19 protein-coding genes, 1 other RNA gene and 1 pseudogene are annotated in these 17565 nt (G+C 62.8%); 8 read left to right on the top strand and 13 right to left on the bottom strand.

Annotation, left to right across the window (positions count from 1 at the left end; all coding sequences use genetic code 11):
- Window positions 1-8: 8 nt before the first annotated feature.
- From AC0L2J_RS22480 to AC0L2J_RS22510, 7 genes are all read right to left on the bottom strand, one after another.
- Complete coding sequence (locus tag AC0L2J_RS22480) at window positions 9-518, bottom strand: dihydrofolate reductase (RefSeq protein WP_473250127.1); 510 nt, start codon at window positions 516-518, stop codon at window positions 9-11.
- A complete protein-coding gene (locus AC0L2J_RS22485; protein WP_473394468.1) occupies window positions 518-1003 on the bottom strand; it encodes a GNAT family N-acetyltransferase in 486 nt (161 codons plus the stop codon). Before AC0L2J_RS22485 ends, AC0L2J_RS22480 begins: the two co-directional genes overlap by 1 nt.
- 5 nt (window positions 1004-1008) lie before the next feature.
- Entirely contained in the window at window positions 1009-1803 is a 795-nt protein-coding gene (locus tag AC0L2J_RS22490) for a thymidylate synthase (protein WP_473394471.1), read from the bottom strand.
- Window positions 1804-2027: 224 nt separating this feature from the next.
- A complete protein-coding gene (locus tag AC0L2J_RS22495; RefSeq protein ID WP_007613363.1) occupies window positions 2028-3593 on the bottom strand; it encodes a tripartite tricarboxylate transporter permease in 1566 nt (521 codons plus the stop codon).
- A gap of 7 nt (window positions 3594-3600) precedes the next feature.
- On the bottom strand, window positions 3601-4362 hold the full coding sequence (locus AC0L2J_RS22500; RefSeq protein WP_007613365.1) for a tripartite tricarboxylate transporter TctB family protein: 762 nt from the start codon (window positions 4360-4362) through the stop codon (window positions 3601-3603).
- Between the two features lie 95 nt (window positions 4363-4457).
- Window positions 4458-4988, bottom strand: coding sequence for a chromate transporter (locus AC0L2J_RS22505; RefSeq protein WP_473394475.1), 531 nt, complete (start codon window positions 4986-4988; stop codon window positions 4458-4460).
- Window positions 4985-5602, bottom strand: coding sequence for a chromate transporter (locus tag AC0L2J_RS22510; RefSeq protein ID WP_473394480.1), 618 nt, complete (start codon window positions 5600-5602; stop codon window positions 4985-4987). Before AC0L2J_RS22510 ends, AC0L2J_RS22505 begins: the two co-directional genes overlap by 4 nt.
- An 84-nt stretch (window positions 5603-5686) precedes the next feature.
- On the opposite strand from AC0L2J_RS22510, the gene ssrA reads away from it, so the two are divergent.
- The 7 genes from ssrA (at window position 5687) to feoB (ending at window position 11253) form a co-directional block, all read left to right on the top strand.
- Window positions 5687-6052, top strand: a transfer-messenger RNA (tmRNA) gene (gene ssrA, locus AC0L2J_RS22515).
- A gap of 114 nt (window positions 6053-6166) precedes the next feature.
- Window positions 6167-6682, top strand: a complete 516-nt coding sequence (locus AC0L2J_RS22520) for an SspB family protein (protein WP_007613370.1) — start codon at window positions 6167-6169, stop codon at window positions 6680-6682.
- 87 nt (window positions 6683-6769) lie between these two features.
- Window positions 6770-8242, top strand: a complete 1473-nt coding sequence (gene fumC / locus AC0L2J_RS22525) for a class II fumarate hydratase (RefSeq protein WP_473394486.1) — start codon at window positions 6770-6772, stop codon at window positions 8240-8242.
- A 276-nt stretch (window positions 8243-8518) separates the two neighbouring features.
- Window positions 8519-8707 carry a DUF4169 family protein gene (locus tag AC0L2J_RS22530; RefSeq protein ID WP_007600963.1) on the top strand — a complete coding sequence of 63 codons (189 nt, stop codon included), beginning with the start codon at window positions 8519-8521 and terminating at the stop codon, window positions 8705-8707.
- The gene (locus tag AC0L2J_RS22535) at window positions 8704-8955 is read left to right on the top strand and encodes a ribbon-helix-helix domain-containing protein (protein WP_007613372.1); all 252 of its coding nucleotides are present in this window, start codon (window positions 8704-8706) and stop codon (window positions 8953-8955) included. Before AC0L2J_RS22530 ends, AC0L2J_RS22535 begins: the two co-directional genes overlap by 4 nt.
- A 130-nt stretch (window positions 8956-9085) precedes the next feature.
- Window positions 9086-9361, top strand: a complete 276-nt coding sequence (locus tag AC0L2J_RS22540; protein ID WP_007600961.1) for a FeoA family protein — start codon at window positions 9086-9088, stop codon at window positions 9359-9361.
- Window positions 9362-9381: 20 nt separating this feature from the next.
- On the top strand, window positions 9382-11253 hold the full coding sequence (gene feoB, locus AC0L2J_RS22545; protein WP_473394490.1) for a ferrous iron transporter B: 1872 nt from the start codon (window positions 9382-9384) through the stop codon (window positions 11251-11253).
- Window positions 11254-11422: 169 nt separating this feature from the next.
- Here the strand turns inward: feoB and AC0L2J_RS22550 are convergent, their stop codons facing one another.
- Together AC0L2J_RS22550 and AC0L2J_RS22555 are read right to left on the bottom strand one after the other, a co-directional pair.
- Window positions 11423-13084 (bottom strand): hypothetical protein, encoded by a 1662-nt coding sequence (locus AC0L2J_RS22550; RefSeq protein ID WP_007613375.1) that lies wholly within the window; start codon window positions 13082-13084, stop codon window positions 11423-11425.
- Between the two features lie 281 nt (window positions 13085-13365).
- Window positions 13366-14532, bottom strand: a complete 1167-nt coding sequence (locus AC0L2J_RS22555) for a GAF domain-containing sensor histidine kinase (protein WP_007613376.1) — start codon at window positions 14530-14532, stop codon at window positions 13366-13368.
- Between the two features lie 142 nt (window positions 14533-14674).
- Here AC0L2J_RS22555 and AC0L2J_RS22560 point away from each other — a divergent pair.
- Window positions 14675-14806 (top strand): annotated as a pseudogene (locus AC0L2J_RS22560) (GNAT family N-acetyltransferase); the annotation flags it as partial.
- A gap of 34 nt (window positions 14807-14840) precedes the next feature.
- On the opposite strand, the gene AC0L2J_RS22565 reads toward AC0L2J_RS22560, so the two are convergent.
- Genes AC0L2J_RS22565 through soxC form a run of 4 tightly spaced genes read right to left on the bottom strand, consistent with a single transcriptional unit; the run spans window position 14841 to window position 17527 of the window.
- Window positions 14841-15194 carry a hypothetical protein gene (locus AC0L2J_RS22565; protein WP_007613378.1) on the bottom strand — a complete coding sequence of 118 codons (354 nt, stop codon included), beginning with the start codon at window positions 15192-15194 and terminating at the stop codon, window positions 14841-14843.
- 45 nt (window positions 15195-15239) lie between these two features.
- Entirely contained in the window at window positions 15240-15710 is a 471-nt protein-coding gene (locus AC0L2J_RS22570; RefSeq protein ID WP_007613379.1) for a DUF302 domain-containing protein, read from the bottom strand.
- A 10-nt stretch (window positions 15711-15720) separates the two neighbouring features.
- A complete protein-coding gene (locus AC0L2J_RS22575; protein ID WP_007613380.1) occupies window positions 15721-16269 on the bottom strand; it encodes a c-type cytochrome in 549 nt (182 codons plus the stop codon).
- Window positions 16256-17527: a sulfite dehydrogenase gene (gene soxC / locus AC0L2J_RS22580; RefSeq protein ID WP_007613382.1), complete on the bottom strand. Its 1272-nt coding sequence runs from the start codon at window positions 17525-17527 to the stop codon at window positions 16256-16258. Before soxC ends, AC0L2J_RS22575 begins: the two co-directional genes overlap by 14 nt.
- Between the last annotated feature and the right edge of the window lie 38 nt (window positions 17528-17565).

Raw genomic sequence — 17565 nt, forward strand, 5'->3', positions numbered from 1 at the left:
AAATGCGGTTAATGGCCCGCCCGCCGACGATATGTCACATAGGAGTAGTCGGCGCTGTCGTGGGGTCCGGCTGGATGACGGATGCGCTCAACCTCATCCCACTCTGCCCTGTCGATGCCGAAATGCGTATCGCCTTCGGGGCGGGCATGCACTTCGGTGATTTCGAGGCGATCGGCGCGATCGAGCCATTGCCGATAGATTTCGGCACCGCCAATCACGGCGATCTCGGCGACCGAACGCCGCAGGGCATCGCCGCGCGCGATGGCGTCTGCGGCGGCAGTCGATGTCGCGACGATGGCGCCGGCGGCGCGATAATCCGCATCGCGCGTGACGACGATGTTGGTGCGGCCGGGAAGCGGCCGGGGCAAGGATTCGAAGGTCCTGCGGCCCATGATCACGGGCTTGCCGATCGTGAGCGCCTTGAAGCGCGCCATGTCGGATTTCATTCGCCACGGCATCGCATTGCCGGCGCCGATGACGCCGTTCTCCGCGATCGCCACCACGAAGACGATCTCCATCAGGACGCGCTCCCGGCAAGCCGCATCAGCGCGGGCCCGGTGACGCGGCACAGGGTCCAATCGTCCAGCATGACGGCACCGAGCGATTTGTAGAACGCTATCGATGGCGCGTTCCAGTCGAGCACCGCCCATTGCAGCCGCGACCAGCCGTTCTCGACGCATTCCCTGGCAAGGTGCACGAGCAGAGCCTTGCCGAGGCCCCTGCCCCGATGCGACGGCCGCACATACAAGTCTTCGAGATAGATGCCGTGGCGGCCGCTGAACGTCGAGAAATTCGCAAACCACACCGCGAAGCCGACCGGCTCGCCGTTCCACTCGGCGAGGGCGCAAAAGAGTTGCGGATTGCTGCTGAACAGCGCCTCCGCAATCATGTCCTCGGTCGCCTCGACCTCGTGCGACAGTTTTTCGTACTCGGCCAGTTCGCGGATGAAAGCGAGAACAAGCCCGGCCTCACCGGGACGCACACGGCGGATGTTGAGCGACATCGACTTCAGACCGCGACCGCGGCCTTGATGTGCGGATGCGGATCGTAGCCGACGAGCTCAAAGTCTTCGTAACGGAAGGAGAAGATATCCTTCACGTCGGGATTGATCCGCATCACCGGCAGCGCGCGCGGCGCGCGCGTGAGCTGGAGCTTCGCCTGTTCCAGATGATTGGAATAGAGATGGGTGTCACCGAACGAATGCACGAAGTCGCCGGGCTTCAGGCCCGTGACCTGCGCCACCATCATGGTGAGCAGCGCGTAAGAGGCGATGTTGAAGGGCACGCCGAGGAACACGTCAGCCGAGCGCTGATAGAGCTGGCACGATAGCTTGCCGTTGGCGACGTAGAACTGGAACAGGCAGTGGCACGGCGGCAGCGCCATCTTGTCGACCTCGGCCGGATTCCAGGCCGAGACGATCAGGCGGCGCGAGTCCGGATTGCGCTTGATCATGTCGATCACATTCGCGATCTGATCGATGCTGCGTCCGTCCGGCGCGGGCCAGGAGCGCCACTGATGGCCGTAGACGGGGCCCAGATCGCCATTGGCGTCGGCCCACTCGTCCCAGATGGTGACACCGTTGTCGCGCAGATATTTGATGTTGGTATCGCCTTTCAGGAACCACAACAGCTCGTGCACGATCGCCTTCAGCGGCAGGCGCTTGGTGGTCAGCATCGGAAAACCGGCGGACAAATTGAAGCGCATCTGATGGCCGAACACCGACAGCGTGCCAGTGCCGGTCCGGTCGGTCTTTTCGGCGCCGTCTGCAAGAATCCGCTCGAGCAGGTCCTGATACTGGTGCATGTGCGTGAGCCTTTGGGGAGGCGGCGAATTTAGCGGCCGCCCCCGCGATGCGACAGCGGCGATTCGCCGTCCGTGGACATTATACCCGGAAAAGTGAGCGTTCCCGGTGCAAACGACAAGGGGCGGAACTCGGCGTCCCGCCCCTCGTCTATCAGGTTGATCCTGCTGGCCAACTTGCCAGCTAGGGTTCGAGCCACGGCGCGCCCGACACGAGGCGGGTCGCCTTAGTTCTCGGATTCGGTGAACACCTCGTCGCGCTTGGCACGCAACGCGGGCAGCACCGTGAGCACCAGGAGGAAAGACGCAATCGCGAGCAGCACGGCCGACAGCGGACGCGTCAGGAAGACGCTCCAGTCGCCGCGCGAGATCAGCAGCGCGCGGCGCAGGTTCTCTTCCATCAGCGGTCCGAGCACCATGCCGAGCAGCAGCGGCGCCGGCTCGAAATCGTGCTTGATCAGCCAGTAGCCGACCAGACCGAACACGCCTGCGAGGATGACGTCGACCGGCGCATTGTTCACCGAGTAGATGCCGATCGCGCAGAAGATCACGATCGAGGGGAACATCAAACGGTAGGGGACGCGCAACAGCCGCACCCAGATTCCGACCAGCGGCAGGTTGATGATGATCAGCATCAGATTGCCGATCCACATCGAGGCGATCATGCCCCAGACCAGCTCCGGCTGCTTCTGCATCACCTGCGGACCCGGCACGATGCCGTGGATGGTCATCGCGCCCACCATCAGCGCCATCACGGCGTTGGGCGGAATGCCGAGTGTCAGCAACGGGATGAAGGAGGTCTGCGCCGCGGCATTGTTGGCGCTTTCCGGCGCCGCCACGCCTTCGATCGCACCGCGGCCGAACCGCGACGGGTTCTTGGCGATCTTCTTCTCGAGCGTGTAGGACGCAAAGGACGCGATGACAGCGCCGCCACCCGGCAGGATGCCGAGGATCGAGCCGAGCACGGTGCCGCGCAAGATCGCAGGCGCCGAGTCGATCAGGTCTTTCCTGGTCGGCATTAAGCCGGTGATCTTCTGCTGCACGAGGTCGCGGTTCATCTCGGCGCCGGCGTCGAGGTTGCGGATGATCTCGGCGAAGCCGAACACGCCCATCGCCACCGTCGCAAAGCCGAGACCGTCGGCAAGCTCCGGAATGTTGAACGCCATGCGCGAGGCGCCGGTCTCGATGTCGGAGCCGACCATCGACAGCATCAGGCCGAACACGATCATCGCGATCGCCTTCAGAACCGAGCCCTTGGCCAGCACAACCGCGAAGATCAGGCCGAGCACCATCAGTGAGAAATATTCGGCCGGGCCGAACGCCAGCGCGAGCTTGGTCAGCGGCGCACCGAGCACGGCGATGAGCACGGTCGCGACGCAGCCGGCAAAGAACGAGCCGATCGCCGCGATCGCCAGCGCCGGGCCGGCACGGCCCTGCTTCGCCATCTGGTGACCGTCGATGGCGGTGACGACCGAGGTCGCCTCACCGGGAATATTGACCAGAATCGAGGTGGTGGAGCCGCCGTACTGGGCGCCGTAATAGATGCCGGCGAGCATGATCAGCGCACCGACTGGCGGCAATCCGAACGTGATCGGCAGGAGCATCGCCACGGTTGCGACGGTGCCGATACCGGGCAACACGCCGACCAGCGTGCCGACCAATGCGCCAATCAGGCACATGAGAATGTTGATCGAGATCGGCAGCGACAAACCGTAGAGCCACCAGGGTGACCACCACGAGATCTGAAACACCACACCGAAACCAAGGCCCAGATTGTGGAAGAGATCGAACATCACACCCTCACTGAACCAGGAAGCGCGGGAACATCGGCATCGGCAGCCCCAGCACATAGGGGAAGAGCAGCGCGCAACCGAGCGTCAGGCAGGCGCCGACGATGATCGCTTCGACCCAGCGCGTTTCATGCGTGCCCATCGCCGAGATCAGGAAGCTCGTGAACGCCGTCACCACCACGCCAAGTGGACGAATCGCCAGGGCGAAGAAGACGATCGAGATCATCACGAAGAGCGGCCCGCGCCAGGCATAGTGCGCCATCGCCGGCCCGTCGGTCAGCAGTCCCGTCAACGCAATGCCGGCGCCAAGTGCAACCAGGAGCCCGCCAAACATCCGCGGCGCCGTGCCGGCGCCGAAGGAGAAGCCCCGCATGCCCTGCAAATCGCTGGAGGCCCACAGTGCGAACAAGGCGAGCGCCATCAGCACGATCCCGCCGACATAGTCCTGCGCCGACCTGATCGTCATGAAGATCGTGAGAATCGCCACGGCCAAGATCGGATAGGAATAGATCAGCGCCAGCAGCACATCGGATGACGCCTTCTTGGTGTCACCGCCGACCGCCCCGAGCAACGCGCCGGGCGCGCCCGCGAGCAGCGCCGTAGCGTGGCTGATCACCACCGCCGCCGGGCCGCGTCCGGCGCCCCAGCCAAAGATCGTCCCGAACGACCAGATGAATTCGAAAATCTGCGGCGCTATGGCCAGCAGACAAAAGCTGATCACCACCGAAGTGTTTCGGTTGGCTGTCGCCGAGTGGCCCATCGTATCGGCCATGCATGTCTCCTCCGCGACCCGTAAGCCACGAGCACTGTTGTTCTAATCGGCTGGAAATCGATGCCCCCGCCCGGATCCCTGCCTAGCCATTTTCATTACACAATGCCAGCAAAACCCAACAAGCCCCCGACGAGCAAAATCCAAAGTGGATTGATGCGCGAGACGGATGCGACCACTGCAACTGTTGCGGTCAGAAGCAGCGCAGCAAGCGTGCGATCGGTCGACTCGGCGAGGATCAGGGCGCTCGCCGCCATCAAGCCGATCGAGAGCGGAACCAGTGCAGTCTGGATCAGCCCGGGCCAGCACGACTGGCTCGGCCGGTTGAGGAGCCGGCTGACATAATAGGCAAGCAGCGCGGTGGGCAGGCACATGGCCAAGGTCGCCGCCAGGGCGCCGGGGATGCCAGCGACCGCATAGCCGATTAACGTGACGATAAGGACGTTCGGACCTGGTGAAAGCTGCGCGATCGCATAGGCGTCGGCAAATTGCTTGTCGGTCATCCAGTGATGCACCTCGACCGCGATGCGATGCATCTCGGGCACCGCCGCGGCGGCGCCGCCGACTGCGAACAGCGACATCAGACCGAAGGTCGAGATCAGCGCCCAGATCGGGTTCTCCGCGTTCATGCTGCTACCTTCCGCCGCATCAGGAAAATGGCGCTGACACTGACGGGGATCGCAACCAAAAGCACGGCCTGGAGCGGCAGGCGAAGGACGCCGATGGCGAGGAAGACGCCCAGCATCAGGACGAGCGCGAGGGCGTCCAGCCGCTTGAGCAGCGGCGTCATCATCCGGAAGACCACCGCGATCAAGAGACCGACGGCCGAACAGGAGATGCCCGCGAGGATGCGGCGCAGCACCTCCACATCGCCGAACCGGGCATAGATGATCGCGAGCACCGTCATGATCAGCGTGGGCGGCAGCAACAGCCCCGCAAAAGCGGCAATGCCGCCGGCGATCCCGCGCAGCCGCGCGCCGAACACCATCGACAGATTGACGATGTTGGGCCCGGGCAGGAAATGGCAGAGCGCAAACGTTTCGTTGAACTCGTCCGCCGTCATCCAGCGGTGCCGCTCGACGATGGCCTGCCGGGCGAATACCAAAACCCCGCCGAAGCCCGCCAGCGACATCCGGGCGAAGGCCAGGAACAGCGCGAGCAAGCCCGGCGGAACGGCGCGAGTGGCTGGCCGGTCCGGCTCTTGAACTGGTTGTTGGGCGGCCGGTGCGGAATCCTCGGACATGTCAGGAGCTTAGAACGCCGGCCGACGCGCGGCCAAGCCTGCCGGGAACCTATCCAGAGGGAACCTCGGAATGATCGCTCGAAACACCTGTTATTTGAAACGTTTGCCCCCTATATTGGGAGTGCCGGTCCGCCGGCTATGGAAATAAACGGTCGTCGCAATAAACCATTCGGACCCGGGGGCGGTACCCGGCGCCTCCACCAAAGCCCACCAGCGGGCTGGCCCTGAAGCGGGCTTTGGCGGGGGCGAAATAGGATCGACGAGGGCGTAAAGGGCGTTCTTTTTCCCGGTATTGTTCCGCCGTTATCGGGCTATGCAATAGTTGCCAACGACAACTTTGCTCCGGTTGCTCAGGCTGCGTAACGCAGTTTGAAAGACCATTCTGAAGTCCTAACGGGTTAAGCTCCGTTAGGCGGGGTTCGGAGGCACCTGGCAACAGAAGCCTCCACTTACCTCTTATTTCCTACCCCGCGGGGACTCCTGCTGACCCGTCAGGCGCGGTACTATTGCGGCTTGGCGAGTCGGGCCGGCAGGGCCCAGCTCCTGGAATGCAACAGGACCACCATGGCGACCGATCATATCCGATACGATGTGCTGGCTCGCGACGCGCTGCGCGGCGTGTTGCGCAAGGTGCTGACCGACGCCGCGTCGCAGGGACTGCCCGGCGAGCATCATTTCTTCATCACCTTCGTGTCGAAGGCCGAGGGCGTGAAGCTGTCGTCGCGGCTGCTGGCCCAATATCCGGAAGAGATGACGATCATCCTGCAGCACCAGTTCTGGGATCTAACCGTGCTCGAAGACCGCTTCGAGGTCGGCCTGTCCTTCGGCGGCATTCCGGAGCGGCTGATCGTGCCGTTCAGCGCCATCAAGAGCTTCCTCGATCCGTCCGTGAAATTCGGCCTCCAGTTCGACACCTCCGATGTCGCCGACCTCTCGGCCGAGACATTGCCGGCCGCTCCCGCCCCGTCCGCAGTCGCGGTGGCCCCTGCCACTGAACCTGCGGAAGGCAGCGAGGAGCCGGCGGCTCCGAACCAGGGCGGCGCCGAAGTCGTGCGATTGGATCGTTTCCGCAAGAAATGATCTAGATCGGACTGGCGCCCGTCGCAGGCGGCCAAACTCCCTATATAGAGGCACATGAAGAGGCCGCGTGGTATTTCGCGCGGCGGAATGGATGTGCTCATGGCCAAAACTTCCCTCTCGAAGATTTCCCGCTCGAAGGCTGCCCGCTCGAAGACCGACCGTTCCTCACGCCCGGCGACCCGCACCGAGACCGACAGCTTCGGCCCGATCGAGGTCCTCTCCGATCGCTATTGGGGGGCGCAGACCGAACGCTCGCGCCAGAATTTTCGCATCGGCACCGATCGCATGCCGATCTCGCTCGTGCATGCGCTCGGCATCGTCAAGCTCGCCGCGGCGCAATCGAACCAGGAGCTCGGCCTGCTCGACCAGCGCCGCGCCAACGCCATCATCCGCGCCGCGCGCGAGGTGATCGAGGGCAAGCTGGACGATCATTTTCCGCTGGTGGTGTGGCAGACCGGCTCGGGCACCCAGAGCAACATGAATCTCAACGAGGTCATCGCCAACCGCGCCAATGAGCTCCTGGGCGGCGAGCTCGGTGCCAAGAAACCGGTGCATCCCAACGATCATGTCAACATGAGCCAGTCGTCGAACGACTCGTTCCCGACCGCGATGCATATTGCGGCGGCAAGCCGCATCACCGCCGATCTCGTCCCTGCCCTCAGCGAATTGCTGCGCGCGCTGCGCAAGAAGGAGAAGGAGTTCGCAAAGATCGTCAAGATCGGCCGCACCCACACCCAGGATGCGACGCCGCTGACGCTCGGCCAGGAATTTTCCGGCTATGCCGCGCAGGTCGAAAGCGGCATCGCCCGGCTCAAGGTCGCGGTGAAGGAGCTCTATCCGCTGGCGCAGGGCGGCACCGCCGTCGGCACCGGCCTCAATTCGAAGCCGCGCTTTGCAAAACTGTTCGCAAAGCACGTTGCCGGGATTACGAAGCTGCCCTTCACCAGCGCCGCCAACAAATTCGAGGCGCTGGCCTCGAACGACGCCTATGTATTGGCGCACGGCGCCATCAACTCGGTCGCGACAGGCCTGTTCAAGATCGCCAACGACATCCGCCTGCTCGGATCGGGTCCGCGGTCGGGCCTCGGCGAACTGATGCTGCCGGAGAACGAGCCGGGCTCCTCGATCATGCCGGGCAAGGTCAATCCGACGCAGTGCGAGGCGATGACGATGGTGTGCTGCCAGGTGTTCGGCAATCACACCGCGATCACGGTCGCCGGCAGCCAGGGCCATTTCGAGCTCAACGTCTACAAGCCCGTCCTGGCCTACAACATGCTGCACTCGATCCGGCTGATGGCGGACGCCGCGCGCTCCTTCACCGAGCATTGCGTCAGCGGCATCCGTGCCGACGAGAAGCGCATCAAGGAACTGATGCAGCGTTCGCTGATGCTGGTGACGGCGCTCGCCCCCAAGATCGGCTACGACAACGCGGCCAAGGTGGCCAAGACGGCGCATGCCAACGGCACCACCCTGAAGGAAGAGGCGCTCCGGCTCGGCTTCGTCTCGGCGGGGGAGTTCGACCGCCTGGTGCGCCCCGAGAAGATGACCAGCCCGGGATAAATTCCGAATTCCGATAGCCATCCGTAATGATACGGAGCCCCTAGCTCCATTAAATGTAGGGCTTAAAGGACGGGATTTGATTACCGTCAATGTCGCGGCGGGATTGCGTGTTACGCAGCCCCTCCGTCCCCATGGGGCGGAATTCATCGTTTGATGGCCCAAGGGTCGATTGACGAGGACAAGCGAATGGCGATCAAGTCTCATCGGGCGCAGTGCGGCGCACAGTTTCTGAATGTTTCATCCTGCCCACGGAGGATCGGATGATGGAGACGCGACATGGCGAACGTCATCAACCTGAATCGTTTTCGGAAGCGCGCCGAGCGGGAAGCCACGGCGAAGCAGGCGGACGCCAACCGAACGAAGTTCGGCCGCACGAAGGCGGAGCGGTCGGCGGAGGAGACGCGCGCGGACCAGGCGAAGGCGCACCTGGACCAGCACCGGATCGATCGCGAGGAGCAGCCATGAAGTCGCCCGTCGTGAAACGGTCGATCGTCGTCGCCGGTCACAAGACCAGCGTCAGCCTGGAAGAGGCGTTCTGGAACGGCATGAAGGAGATCTCGGGCCTGCGCAACATGACGCTGTCCGAGCTGGTCGGCGAGATCGACGGCAACCGCCAGCAGGGCAATCTGTCCTCGGCGATCCGCCTGTTCGTGCTCGACTACTTCAAGAGCCGCGCCATGGCCGCCATCCAGGCGGAAAAGGTCCCGGCCTAGCAGTCGCTTTGACGCCGATCCTGGCGCCAATCGCCTCCGTCACGAAGCTGGTACTTTAAAATCACTCTAAGGTGCAGTTTCAGCGACCGAGCGCGCTTGACCTCGATGCCCTGCGTTGAAAATACAGGGCATGACCGACATCCATGATACGCGTCCGCAGATGCCGCTGGGCCTGGCCCAGCGCGGCTATACCGGCGTCATCCAGCACCTTTCCCCCAAGGACGCAGGCTCGGCGCTCTCGGACATCGAACTCGAGAGCCGGCTGATCGAGCTCGGCTTCGTCGAGGGCGCCCGGGTCGAGGTCCTGCACGAGGGGCTGGTCGGGCGCGACCCGATCGCCGTGCGGGTCGACAGCATCACCATCGCGGTCCGCCGTCGCGAAGCCATGGCCATTATCGTCGCCTGAAGCGACCGGACCCCAATTCCATGGAATTGCCCCTACTCCACCTCGCCCTGGTCGGCACGCCAAACAGCGGCAAGACCTCGCTGTTCAATGCGCTGACCGGCAGCCGGCAGAAGGTCGCGAACTATCCCGGCGTCACCGTCGAGCGCAAGGAAGGCTTCTTCGTCACGCCGTTGGGACGTCAGGTCTCCGTGGTCGACCTGCCCGGCACCTATTCGCTGCGCGGCCGCAGCCCGGACGAGGAGATCACTCGCGACTTCGTGCTCGGCAAGGTCACCGGCGAGACCCTGCCCGACCTCGTGCTGTGCGTGGCGGATTCGACCAATCTGCGCCTGACCATCCGCCTGCTGCTGGAGCTCAAGCGCACCGGCCGGCCGATGATCCTCGTGCTCAACATGTTCGACATCGCGACCCGCCGCGGCATCACTGTCGACGTCGAGCGGCTCGCCAAGGAGCTCGGCGTGCCCGTGGTCACCTCGATCGCGGTGCGCAAGGGCGGCACGGCCGACCTGCTGTCGCTGACCGACGAGATTTCGGCGAAGCTCGCCGCCGAGCCGGGAGAGAACAATTGGCGGGCGCTCAGCGTGGCCGACTTGCGCGCCACCCAGCGCGAAGCCGACCGCATCATCGCCGACTGCGTCAGCCTGCCCAGCCGGCCCGACACCTGGACCGCGCGGATCGACGCGATCGTGCTACATCCCGTCGGCGGGCTGATCGTGCTCGCCGCGATCCTGTTCGTGATGTTCCAGGCGGTGTTCGCCTGGGCGCAGCCGCTGATGGAGCTGCTCAATTCCGGCTTCGATTCGCTCGGCGAGTTCGTGCACGCCACCCTGCCCGCCGGCCTGCTGCAAAGCTTCCTGCAGAACGGCGTGATCTCAGGCGTCGGCAGCGTCATCGTGTTCCTGCCGCAGATCATCATCATCTTCCTGTTCATCCTGCTGCTGGAAGATTTCGGCTACATGGCGCGCGCCGCGTTCCTGATGGACCGCATCATGGGCGGCGCCGGCCTGCACGGCCGCGCCTTCATTCCGCTGCTGTCGAGCTTCGCCTGCGCCATCCCCGGCATCATGGCGACGCGCGTGATCGACAACAAGCGCGACCGGCTGACCACGATCCTGATCGCGCCGCTGATGACCTGCTCGGCCCGCATTCCCGTCTACACGCTGATCATCTCCGCCTTCATTCCGGCAAAAGACGTCTGGGGCTTCATCAACCTCCAGGGCCTCGTGATGTTCGGCCTCTACGCTGCCGGCATCATCAGCGCGCTTGCCGTCTCGTTCCTCATCAAATTCTTCATGCTGCGCGACTATGCGCCGGCGCCGTTCATGCTGGAGCTGCCGGACTACAAGATGCCGCGGCTGAAATCGATCGCGATCGGCGTCTACACGCGGGCCAAGATGTTCCTGCACCGCGCCGGCACCACGATCTTCTCGATGATGGTGCTGATCTGGTTCCTGGCCTCGTTCCCGCAGCCGCCAGCGGGCGCCACCGAACCGGCGATCGACTTCAGCCTGGCCGCGATCATCGGCAAGGCACTCGAGCCGCTGCTGGCGCCGGTCGGCTTCAACTGGCAGATCGCGGTCGCGCTGATCCCGGGCATGGCGGCGCGCGAGGTCGCTGTCGCAGCACTCGGCACCGTCTATGCGATCGAAGGCGGCAAGGAAGCGGCCGAGCAGATCGGCCAGGTGCTGGCGACGAAATGGTCGCTCGCGACCGCGTTGTCGATGCTGGCCTGGTACATCTTCGCCCCGCAATGCGCATCCACGCTCGCCGTGATACGGCGCGAGACCGGAAGCTGGACCTGGATGGCCGTCACCTTCTTCTACATGCTGGTGCTGGCCTATGCCGCGAGCCTTCTGACCTACAATGTCGCGGTCGCGTTCGGGGCGGGATAGGTCCCAAAACAAAAATTGCGAAAACAACCCCATGCACAGTAGACGGGCGTTGTAAAATCAATGACTTACGCGTGGGCGAAAATCATCCGGCCGCAGGGCCGCGCCAGTTGCTCCGTCGAGCAAAACAGGAGCATGATGCCATCAGCGCCATGACCGACCATATCTGGCGTCAAGCCGGTCTATGCGCCAGCACCGTTCCAATCCGCTCCTTCTTGAGCGCGAACTGTGCGGCCAATGCGAGGCCGAGTGCCAGACAGAACGTCGTCCCAGCCGCAATGAAGCGCAGCTTATTGGTGTCCCAGATTGCCCCCTCCTGTGCCACCAGCGACAGCAGTTGGGGCAGAAGCAAGAACACGTTGGTTGCCGCAAAGCCGAAGCAATTGAACAGTCGCCACGCGACCGTTCGCATCGAATTGTCGATGTCCGGCAGATCGGAGCAGCTCTGCCTGTCGAGATAGTACGAAATATAGACTGTCACGAGCGCCGGCCCGAGGCCCCACCGCAACATCGCAAAGTAAAGGCTGGCAAGAGACATTTCCCGCAAATTGCCCTCGCCAAAATTATGCACGGCCACCGTCAGGCCAGCGGGCCCTACGGCGAGCGCGACCAGGAAGCTCCAGCAATAAGTGGTGAGGTGGGACTGATCTGAATTGCTTCCCAGAGACGACATCGCAAATCGAAGCAAGAGAACTACGACGATTGCCAATCCATAATTGCAAAGCGAATACATGACCCATGCAATCGAGCGATTGGGGTCCTGCGCCCAGACAACGCCTCTGCCTTGCAGCACGTCATAAATTACGGCCGAAATGGTCACTCCCAGATAAACGGAGCAGATCAAGGCAATGATATAGACGATCCAGTACCGTAGCGGATTGTCGTGAATGGGCGCATCGATTTCGATGCCGAATTTGCTGGCCTCGTTGCGCAGGTCGATGCGAGAGCCGTTGCGATAGATCAGGTAACACGCGACAAGCCGGGCAAATCGATTGTAGAGGTCCTTGATCAATTGCGTGGCCGGGGGCGCAGCAAGGCCCGTCAACGTCCCAGCCTTCCACTGGCTCATCGTCGGCGCCGCCTGCTGGAAGTCTGCCATCAGCTTGTCGAAACCAAAGCTGTCCTCGGTGAAGAAGGTGGCGTCATCTCCGGTGTCGCGTCCCTGCGCCAGCCACCATTTCATGTAACAGATTTCCGCCCACATGCGATCCGGGGTGTTCGGGTCCTTGCGGAAGTCCTGATCGACGACATCCGGAGAATTCGCGATGACTTTCGAGAGCACATCCTGCGGCACACGCAGCGAAAAGCGGATTTGCGCCATGATCTGCTTCGCGAGCTGAGGCACGCTGATCCAGCTCTGGATCACATCGCGCACCATCAGCAGGACGTTCCACTGAGCCTCCTTCGTCAGGAGGAACAGATACACGGCCCCCATTGCTGCGACGACGGTCAGGTACGGAGCAGACTGACTTTTCGCAGCCTCTATGACCGTCTCCGGGATTGCAGGAACCAGCGGCGCCAGGGCAATGACGTCGCGGTTCTCATGGATGAGAAGAAGGAAGAAGCCGCATGAGAATACGACAAAGATGAACCCGCCCAATCGATACTGCTGCCGGGTCGTCATGTATCGCGGGAAAGTCGGGACTTCGGCAATGTTGACCGCGCGGCCAAAAGCCTGCCAGGCTAACCGGCCTGCCACGACAAGGCCCAACAACGTGATGGACCAGCGCACCAGCGAAGGAACCAGGTCGGACGCGGCGTCGCCGACCTGATCTGCGGAGGCTTGTGTCGACAGCAAAATGGAAATGACAATTCCCAACACGATGCTAGCCATAGCCTGAACTCCCTCTTGAGCGAGATAGTTCGAACGGGCCGCTCTACGCGGAATTAGGCTGTACCGTAAATCCGGAGCGACCACGTGTGTGTGAACCAATTCACACCCTCTGGAAGTTTTCGTGCAGCTCCCTCGGAAGAGGCCCAATGCCTTGTCCGCAAGACCCGGCATCTCAACAAGGCGCCGGTTGCGCCGTCGGGCAAAACAGGCGCATGATCGTATTGTCGGGGAATTGGCGCGACGCTTCGTGACGGCAAGCTAGGCCGGCGTAGCACGCCTTCTCAGCCGCTCGCCGGGAACGACGCGGTGAACACCGTCTCATCCAGCATCGACGACGCGACGATCAACCCGCCATGGGCGCGCACGATCTCTTGGGCAATGTACAGTCCGAGCCCAAGCCCTTTCTGGTTCGGCAGAACGTCGCCGCGATCGAACGCAGTGAAAAGGCGCGGGATCGCATCAGCCGGAATTGGCGCGCCTTTGTTGACAACGCTGATGTCGAAGCCGGCTTCGGTCGTCTGCGCCAGCACCCTGATCGGCTTGTCGGCGGCGCCATAGGAAATCGCGTTGCCGAGAAGATTGGACAGCATCTGACCTATGCGGTCGGCGTCGATTCTCACGGGTCCCGGAACGTTGACGACAGTTTCGATGACGCGATCCGGATGCACGTTCTCGAACTCCGCGACGATCTGCTTGATAACAGGCTCGAGGGCCTGTTCTCTCAGCTTGAGCTGCATCCCGGCGCCGAGCCGCGCGCGGGCGAAGTCCATGACATTGTCGATCAGGCCCGCCATCCGGGCCACGCTTCCCTGCAGCAGGTTGATCCAGTTCTTCCCCTCGTCATCGACCTTCTTGTGCAGAAGCCGAAGGCCGCCCTGGATCGAGGCAAGAGGGTTTCGGAGGTCGTGACCGAGCACGGCGATGAACTGCTCACGCAGTTCGGCATTGCGTTGTTCCAGCGCGAGCCTGTTCGCGATCAGCTCGACGCGTTCGGCCGCATCGAGGTGAGACGCGATCAGCTCCGCAAAAAGCTTGAACATGCCGATGATCTCGGGCGTCCGAAGCTTGCGCGGCTTCGGATCGATCGCGCAAAGAGTTCCGAAAAATGATCCGTCGGGAAGAATGATCGGCACGGAGATGTAGCTTTGGAAGCCATATTGCGCAGGCGTGTGATGCGTGCTGAAGCCGGCGTCTTCGCTGACATTCTCGATGACGACGGCGTCACGGCTCTGCCGGATCTCGTGGCAGATCGTGGTCTCGACCTTGAGCTCGTCACCGGGTTTCAGCCCGAACGCGAGTTGGTCGCGCGAGGCACAGGTGATCCACCTGTCCTCGGTGACGCGGGCAACGGCCGTAAACCCCATGCCGGTGGTCCGGCTGATCACGTCCAGGATGGTCGAGACCGCAGCGATTCCGCTGACCCTGGCTATGTCGCGCTCGAAATCCATTGCCACTCCGCATCGGAACATTCGCAGGACGACCGTCACCCCAACTGAAGCGCGCCGTTGCAACGTGAAAAGCACTGCCAGCCAAGTCATTCCGCGTCAATGTTACTCGACGCTCCACGTTGGAAGCGGCTATCTGTTCCCAATGGAACAATTCAGCACGGCTGGGCTCTCCGCCGAGAGGCTTCGCGAGGATCACCTGGCCGACCTCGTCGCATTGCATCTCCATGCCGAGGTGTCCCGATATTTCAGAGGCGTCCGTTCGGCGGAGAGGACGTAGACCCACCCCGAACTCGAAGCCAGCATCCGGCTCAGCGTACTCGCTCAGTGCGTTCGCTCGGTGTGGTGGAGCCTGAGCTGACGCCGTCATCGTCCGAGTCATTCTCCGGCTGCTGGATCAGCACCGCCGGTTCGTCGTAACCCTTGCGGCTGCTGTAGAACACCAGCGCCATCAAGCCGATGCCGACGACCAGCGAAAACACGACGCCGAGCACCAGTGCGACATAACCCGATGCTGGCACCTCCGTCGTCGTGCTGAACCAGCCGAGAAAGCCGAGCGCGCCGGCACCGACGAGGAAGGCGCATAACACCGCAATGACCGCCCATCTGGCGATCTTGCCGTCACCGGGAGCGGGTGATTCCGGTTGCCCGTCTGTGCTGTTCATGGATCTCTCCTCATGGCGCACGCGTCGCACGGCCGTCCCACTGCGCTAGGGTGCGGTGACCTTGGTCGCGATCGCGTGCAGGGCCGCCGTCATGGCGACAATTGCGGCCTTGACCGGCTCGCCGATGCCGTGACGCCCGGCGAGATACGCCGGATCGTTGTAGGACAACAATGTCGCGCCTTGTTCGTCCTGCCAGACCAGCGCCTTCAGCGGCAGATCGATGCCGCTGGTCTGCGCCTGCTGCATCAATGGCGTACCACCCTTGGCGTTCCCGAAGATGATAAGATTGGTCGGGCGCAACGGCAGGCCGGCAGCGGCGGCGCCCGCGGCATGATCGACATGGGCGAATATTGTGAGGCCCTTGGCCGTCACTTCCGCTTCCAGCCGCTTCATCGTCTCTTCAGGCCCGAAATTGCTCCTCATCGTGATGAGTCCGTCGACGGCCATTGCCTGGGTCTCCCATAAACATGTCGCAGCAACCAAAGCGAGGATCTTGACCAGCGCCGAAACCCTCATGATCACACGCTCATTTCCTGCGGAACAGTTTTGCCGGATCGAATTCCGGCTCCGGAATGAAGCCGTCGCGGTTGGGCATCTTGATCTTCGGCAAGCTGTCCTTGTCGACCTTGCCGTCGGGGGGAACGATGCCGTTCAGACTCAGGATGTAGGCGGTGACGGCATAGGTGTCGTCGGTACTGAGCGAGCCCGGTGTGGGATATGGCATCGCGCGGTGAATGTAGTCGTACAAGGTCGTCGCATAGGGCCAGAAGCTGCCCACGGTCTTGACCGGCGCGCCGGAGGCGAGTGTGCCCTGCCCGCCGGCCAGGCGATCCTTGATCCCGCCCTGGCCGTTGTCGCCATGACAGGCCGCGCAATTGTCGGCGAAGACCTGCTTACCCTGCGCGACCGTGCCGCCGCCGACAGGCAGACCCTTGCCATCGGGTGCGACGTCGACGTCCCAGAGCCTGATCTCCTCCGGAGTCGCGGGACGGCCGAAATCAAATGCAAATGCGGGCGCCGCGAGCAGGCCAAGCGTGAGAGCCGCTGCGACAAGCCGATTGTCATGCGAGGACATTATGGACCCTCCCGGCTTCGTCGATGCTCCAGGTCTGCTGGGCGCTGTAGTGAAACAACGCATTGCTCCCCATCGCGGCGATGAAGGACTGCCGGTCCGGCTGAACATTGCCTTGCTCGTCGGTCGAGCGGCTCACGATCCGTGTCGGCTTGCCATCCCAGACCCAGTCCATCTGGAATCGAACCTGTGCCTTGGACAGCACCGGCTGATTCAGCTGCGCCTGTTTCCAGATTTTCGCGCCGTCGGTCGATATCTCGACCTTGGCGATCTTGCCATGGCCGCTCCAGGCGAGACCGGAGATAATGTTGTAGCCGGGCTGGATCTGCATCGTGCCCGAGGGATGCGTGATGACGGAGTTGGTTTCCATCCTCAGCTGGAATTGGCGGGCCTTGCCGTTGGCAAGCAGTTGCGTGTAGCGCGCAGTTTCCCAGCGGGTCATCCAGGGCTCCGTGCCGAACTTGAGACGGCGCAGCCATTTGATGTTGAGGTTGCCCTCGAAGCCCGGCATCACCAGCCGCATTGGAAAACCGTGCGCAGGGCGTAGTGGTTCGCCGTTCTGACCGTAGGCGACAAAGGCCTCGTTCACGATTTCGTCGGTCAGCGGAATGCTGCGGTCAACGCCCGCGCCGTCGCCTCCCTCCGCGAGCATCCAGTTTGAGTTATTCTCCTTGCCCGCAAGACCAATCAGGAACTTCAGCGGAACGCCGGTCCACTCATTGGTGCTGACGAGGCCGTGCGTATTCTGCACCGTCAGATCAGGGTCTGCCTTCTTCCAGTTTTCCCATCCGTTTCCCGTGCATTCGATGAAGACCACGCGCGTTACGGAGGGCATCCGCTTGAGATCGTCGACGCTGAACACCAGCGTCTTCTGAACCAGGCCGTGGATGAGCAGACGGTGCTGCGCGGGATCGATGTCCGGCACCCCGGAATGGCTGCGCTCGTAGTGCAGATCGGTCGGCGTGATGTTGCCCACCAACTTCTGATGCGGCGTCTTGGAGTTGATGGCATCACCGGAGTCGACGTTGCGCTTGCCTGGTCCTGCCTCGGGAATGCGATCGATCTTGACGAAGCGCGATCGTTCGCTGTGCGCACCGAGATCGGCGCCGGGCCCGCGATCAGGGATTTCGGCCAGCGTTTGCGCGGCCGCTGCTTCGGTCGCAACCGCCCCCAGAACGCCGGCCGACAGGCCTCCCACAAAACCGCGGCGCGAGACGCTCGCGGGCCGTTGCGGTGATTTGATTTCCGTTTTGGACGTCATACGATCTCCGTCGACAATCGTGCATATTTGGAAATGCC

It is taken from the genome of Bradyrhizobium sp. MV1.5, assembly GCF_055807615.1.

Coding starts and splice junctions, on each gene's coding strand:
- AC0L2J_RS22480 (WP_473250127.1), bottom strand. CDS start 518: ATGGAGATCGTCTTCGTGGTGGCGATCGCGGAGAACGGCGTCATCGGC.
- AC0L2J_RS22485 (WP_473394468.1), bottom strand. CDS start 1,003: ATGTCGCTCAACATCCGCCGTGTGCGTCCCGGTGAGGCCGGGCTTGTT.
- AC0L2J_RS22490 (WP_473394471.1), bottom strand. CDS start 1,803: ATGCACCAGTATCAGGACCTGCTCGAGCGGATTCTTGCAGACGGCGCC.
- AC0L2J_RS22495 (WP_007613363.1), bottom strand. CDS start 3,593: ATGTTCGATCTCTTCCACAATCTGGGCCTTGGTTTCGGTGTGGTGTTT.
- AC0L2J_RS22500 (WP_007613365.1), bottom strand. CDS start 4,362: ATGGCCGATACGATGGGCCACTCGGCGACAGCCAACCGAAACACTTCG.
- AC0L2J_RS22505 (WP_473394475.1), bottom strand. CDS start 4,988: ATGAACGCGGAGAACCCGATCTGGGCGCTGATCTCGACCTTCGGTCTG.
- AC0L2J_RS22510 (WP_473394480.1), bottom strand. CDS start 5,602: ATGTCCGAGGATTCCGCACCGGCCGCCCAACAACCAGTTCAAGAGCCG.
- AC0L2J_RS22520 (WP_007613370.1), top strand. CDS start 6,167: ATGGCGACCGATCATATCCGATACGATGTGCTGGCTCGCGACGCGCTG.
- fumC (WP_473394486.1), top strand. CDS start 6,770: ATGGATGTGCTCATGGCCAAAACTTCCCTCTCGAAGATTTCCCGCTCG.
- AC0L2J_RS22530 (WP_007600963.1), top strand. CDS start 8,519: ATGGCGAACGTCATCAACCTGAATCGTTTTCGGAAGCGCGCCGAGCGG.
- AC0L2J_RS22535 (WP_007613372.1), top strand. CDS start 8,704: ATGAAGTCGCCCGTCGTGAAACGGTCGATCGTCGTCGCCGGTCACAAG.
- AC0L2J_RS22540 (WP_007600961.1), top strand. CDS start 9,086: ATGACCGACATCCATGATACGCGTCCGCAGATGCCGCTGGGCCTGGCC.
- feoB (WP_473394490.1), top strand. CDS start 9,382: ATGGAATTGCCCCTACTCCACCTCGCCCTGGTCGGCACGCCAAACAGC.
- AC0L2J_RS22550 (WP_007613375.1), bottom strand. CDS start 13,084: ATGGCTAGCATCGTGTTGGGAATTGTCATTTCCATTTTGCTGTCGACA.
- AC0L2J_RS22555 (WP_007613376.1), bottom strand. CDS start 14,532: ATGGATTTCGAGCGCGACATAGCCAGGGTCAGCGGAATCGCTGCGGTC.
- AC0L2J_RS22565 (WP_007613378.1), bottom strand. CDS start 15,194: ATGAACAGCACAGACGGGCAACCGGAATCACCCGCTCCCGGTGACGGC.
- AC0L2J_RS22570 (WP_007613379.1), bottom strand. CDS start 15,710: ATGAGGGTTTCGGCGCTGGTCAAGATCCTCGCTTTGGTTGCTGCGACA.
- AC0L2J_RS22575 (WP_007613380.1), bottom strand. CDS start 16,269: ATGTCCTCGCATGACAATCGGCTTGTCGCAGCGGCTCTCACGCTTGGC.
- soxC (WP_007613382.1), bottom strand. CDS start 17,527: ATGACGTCCAAAACGGAAATCAAATCACCGCAACGGCCCGCGAGCGTC.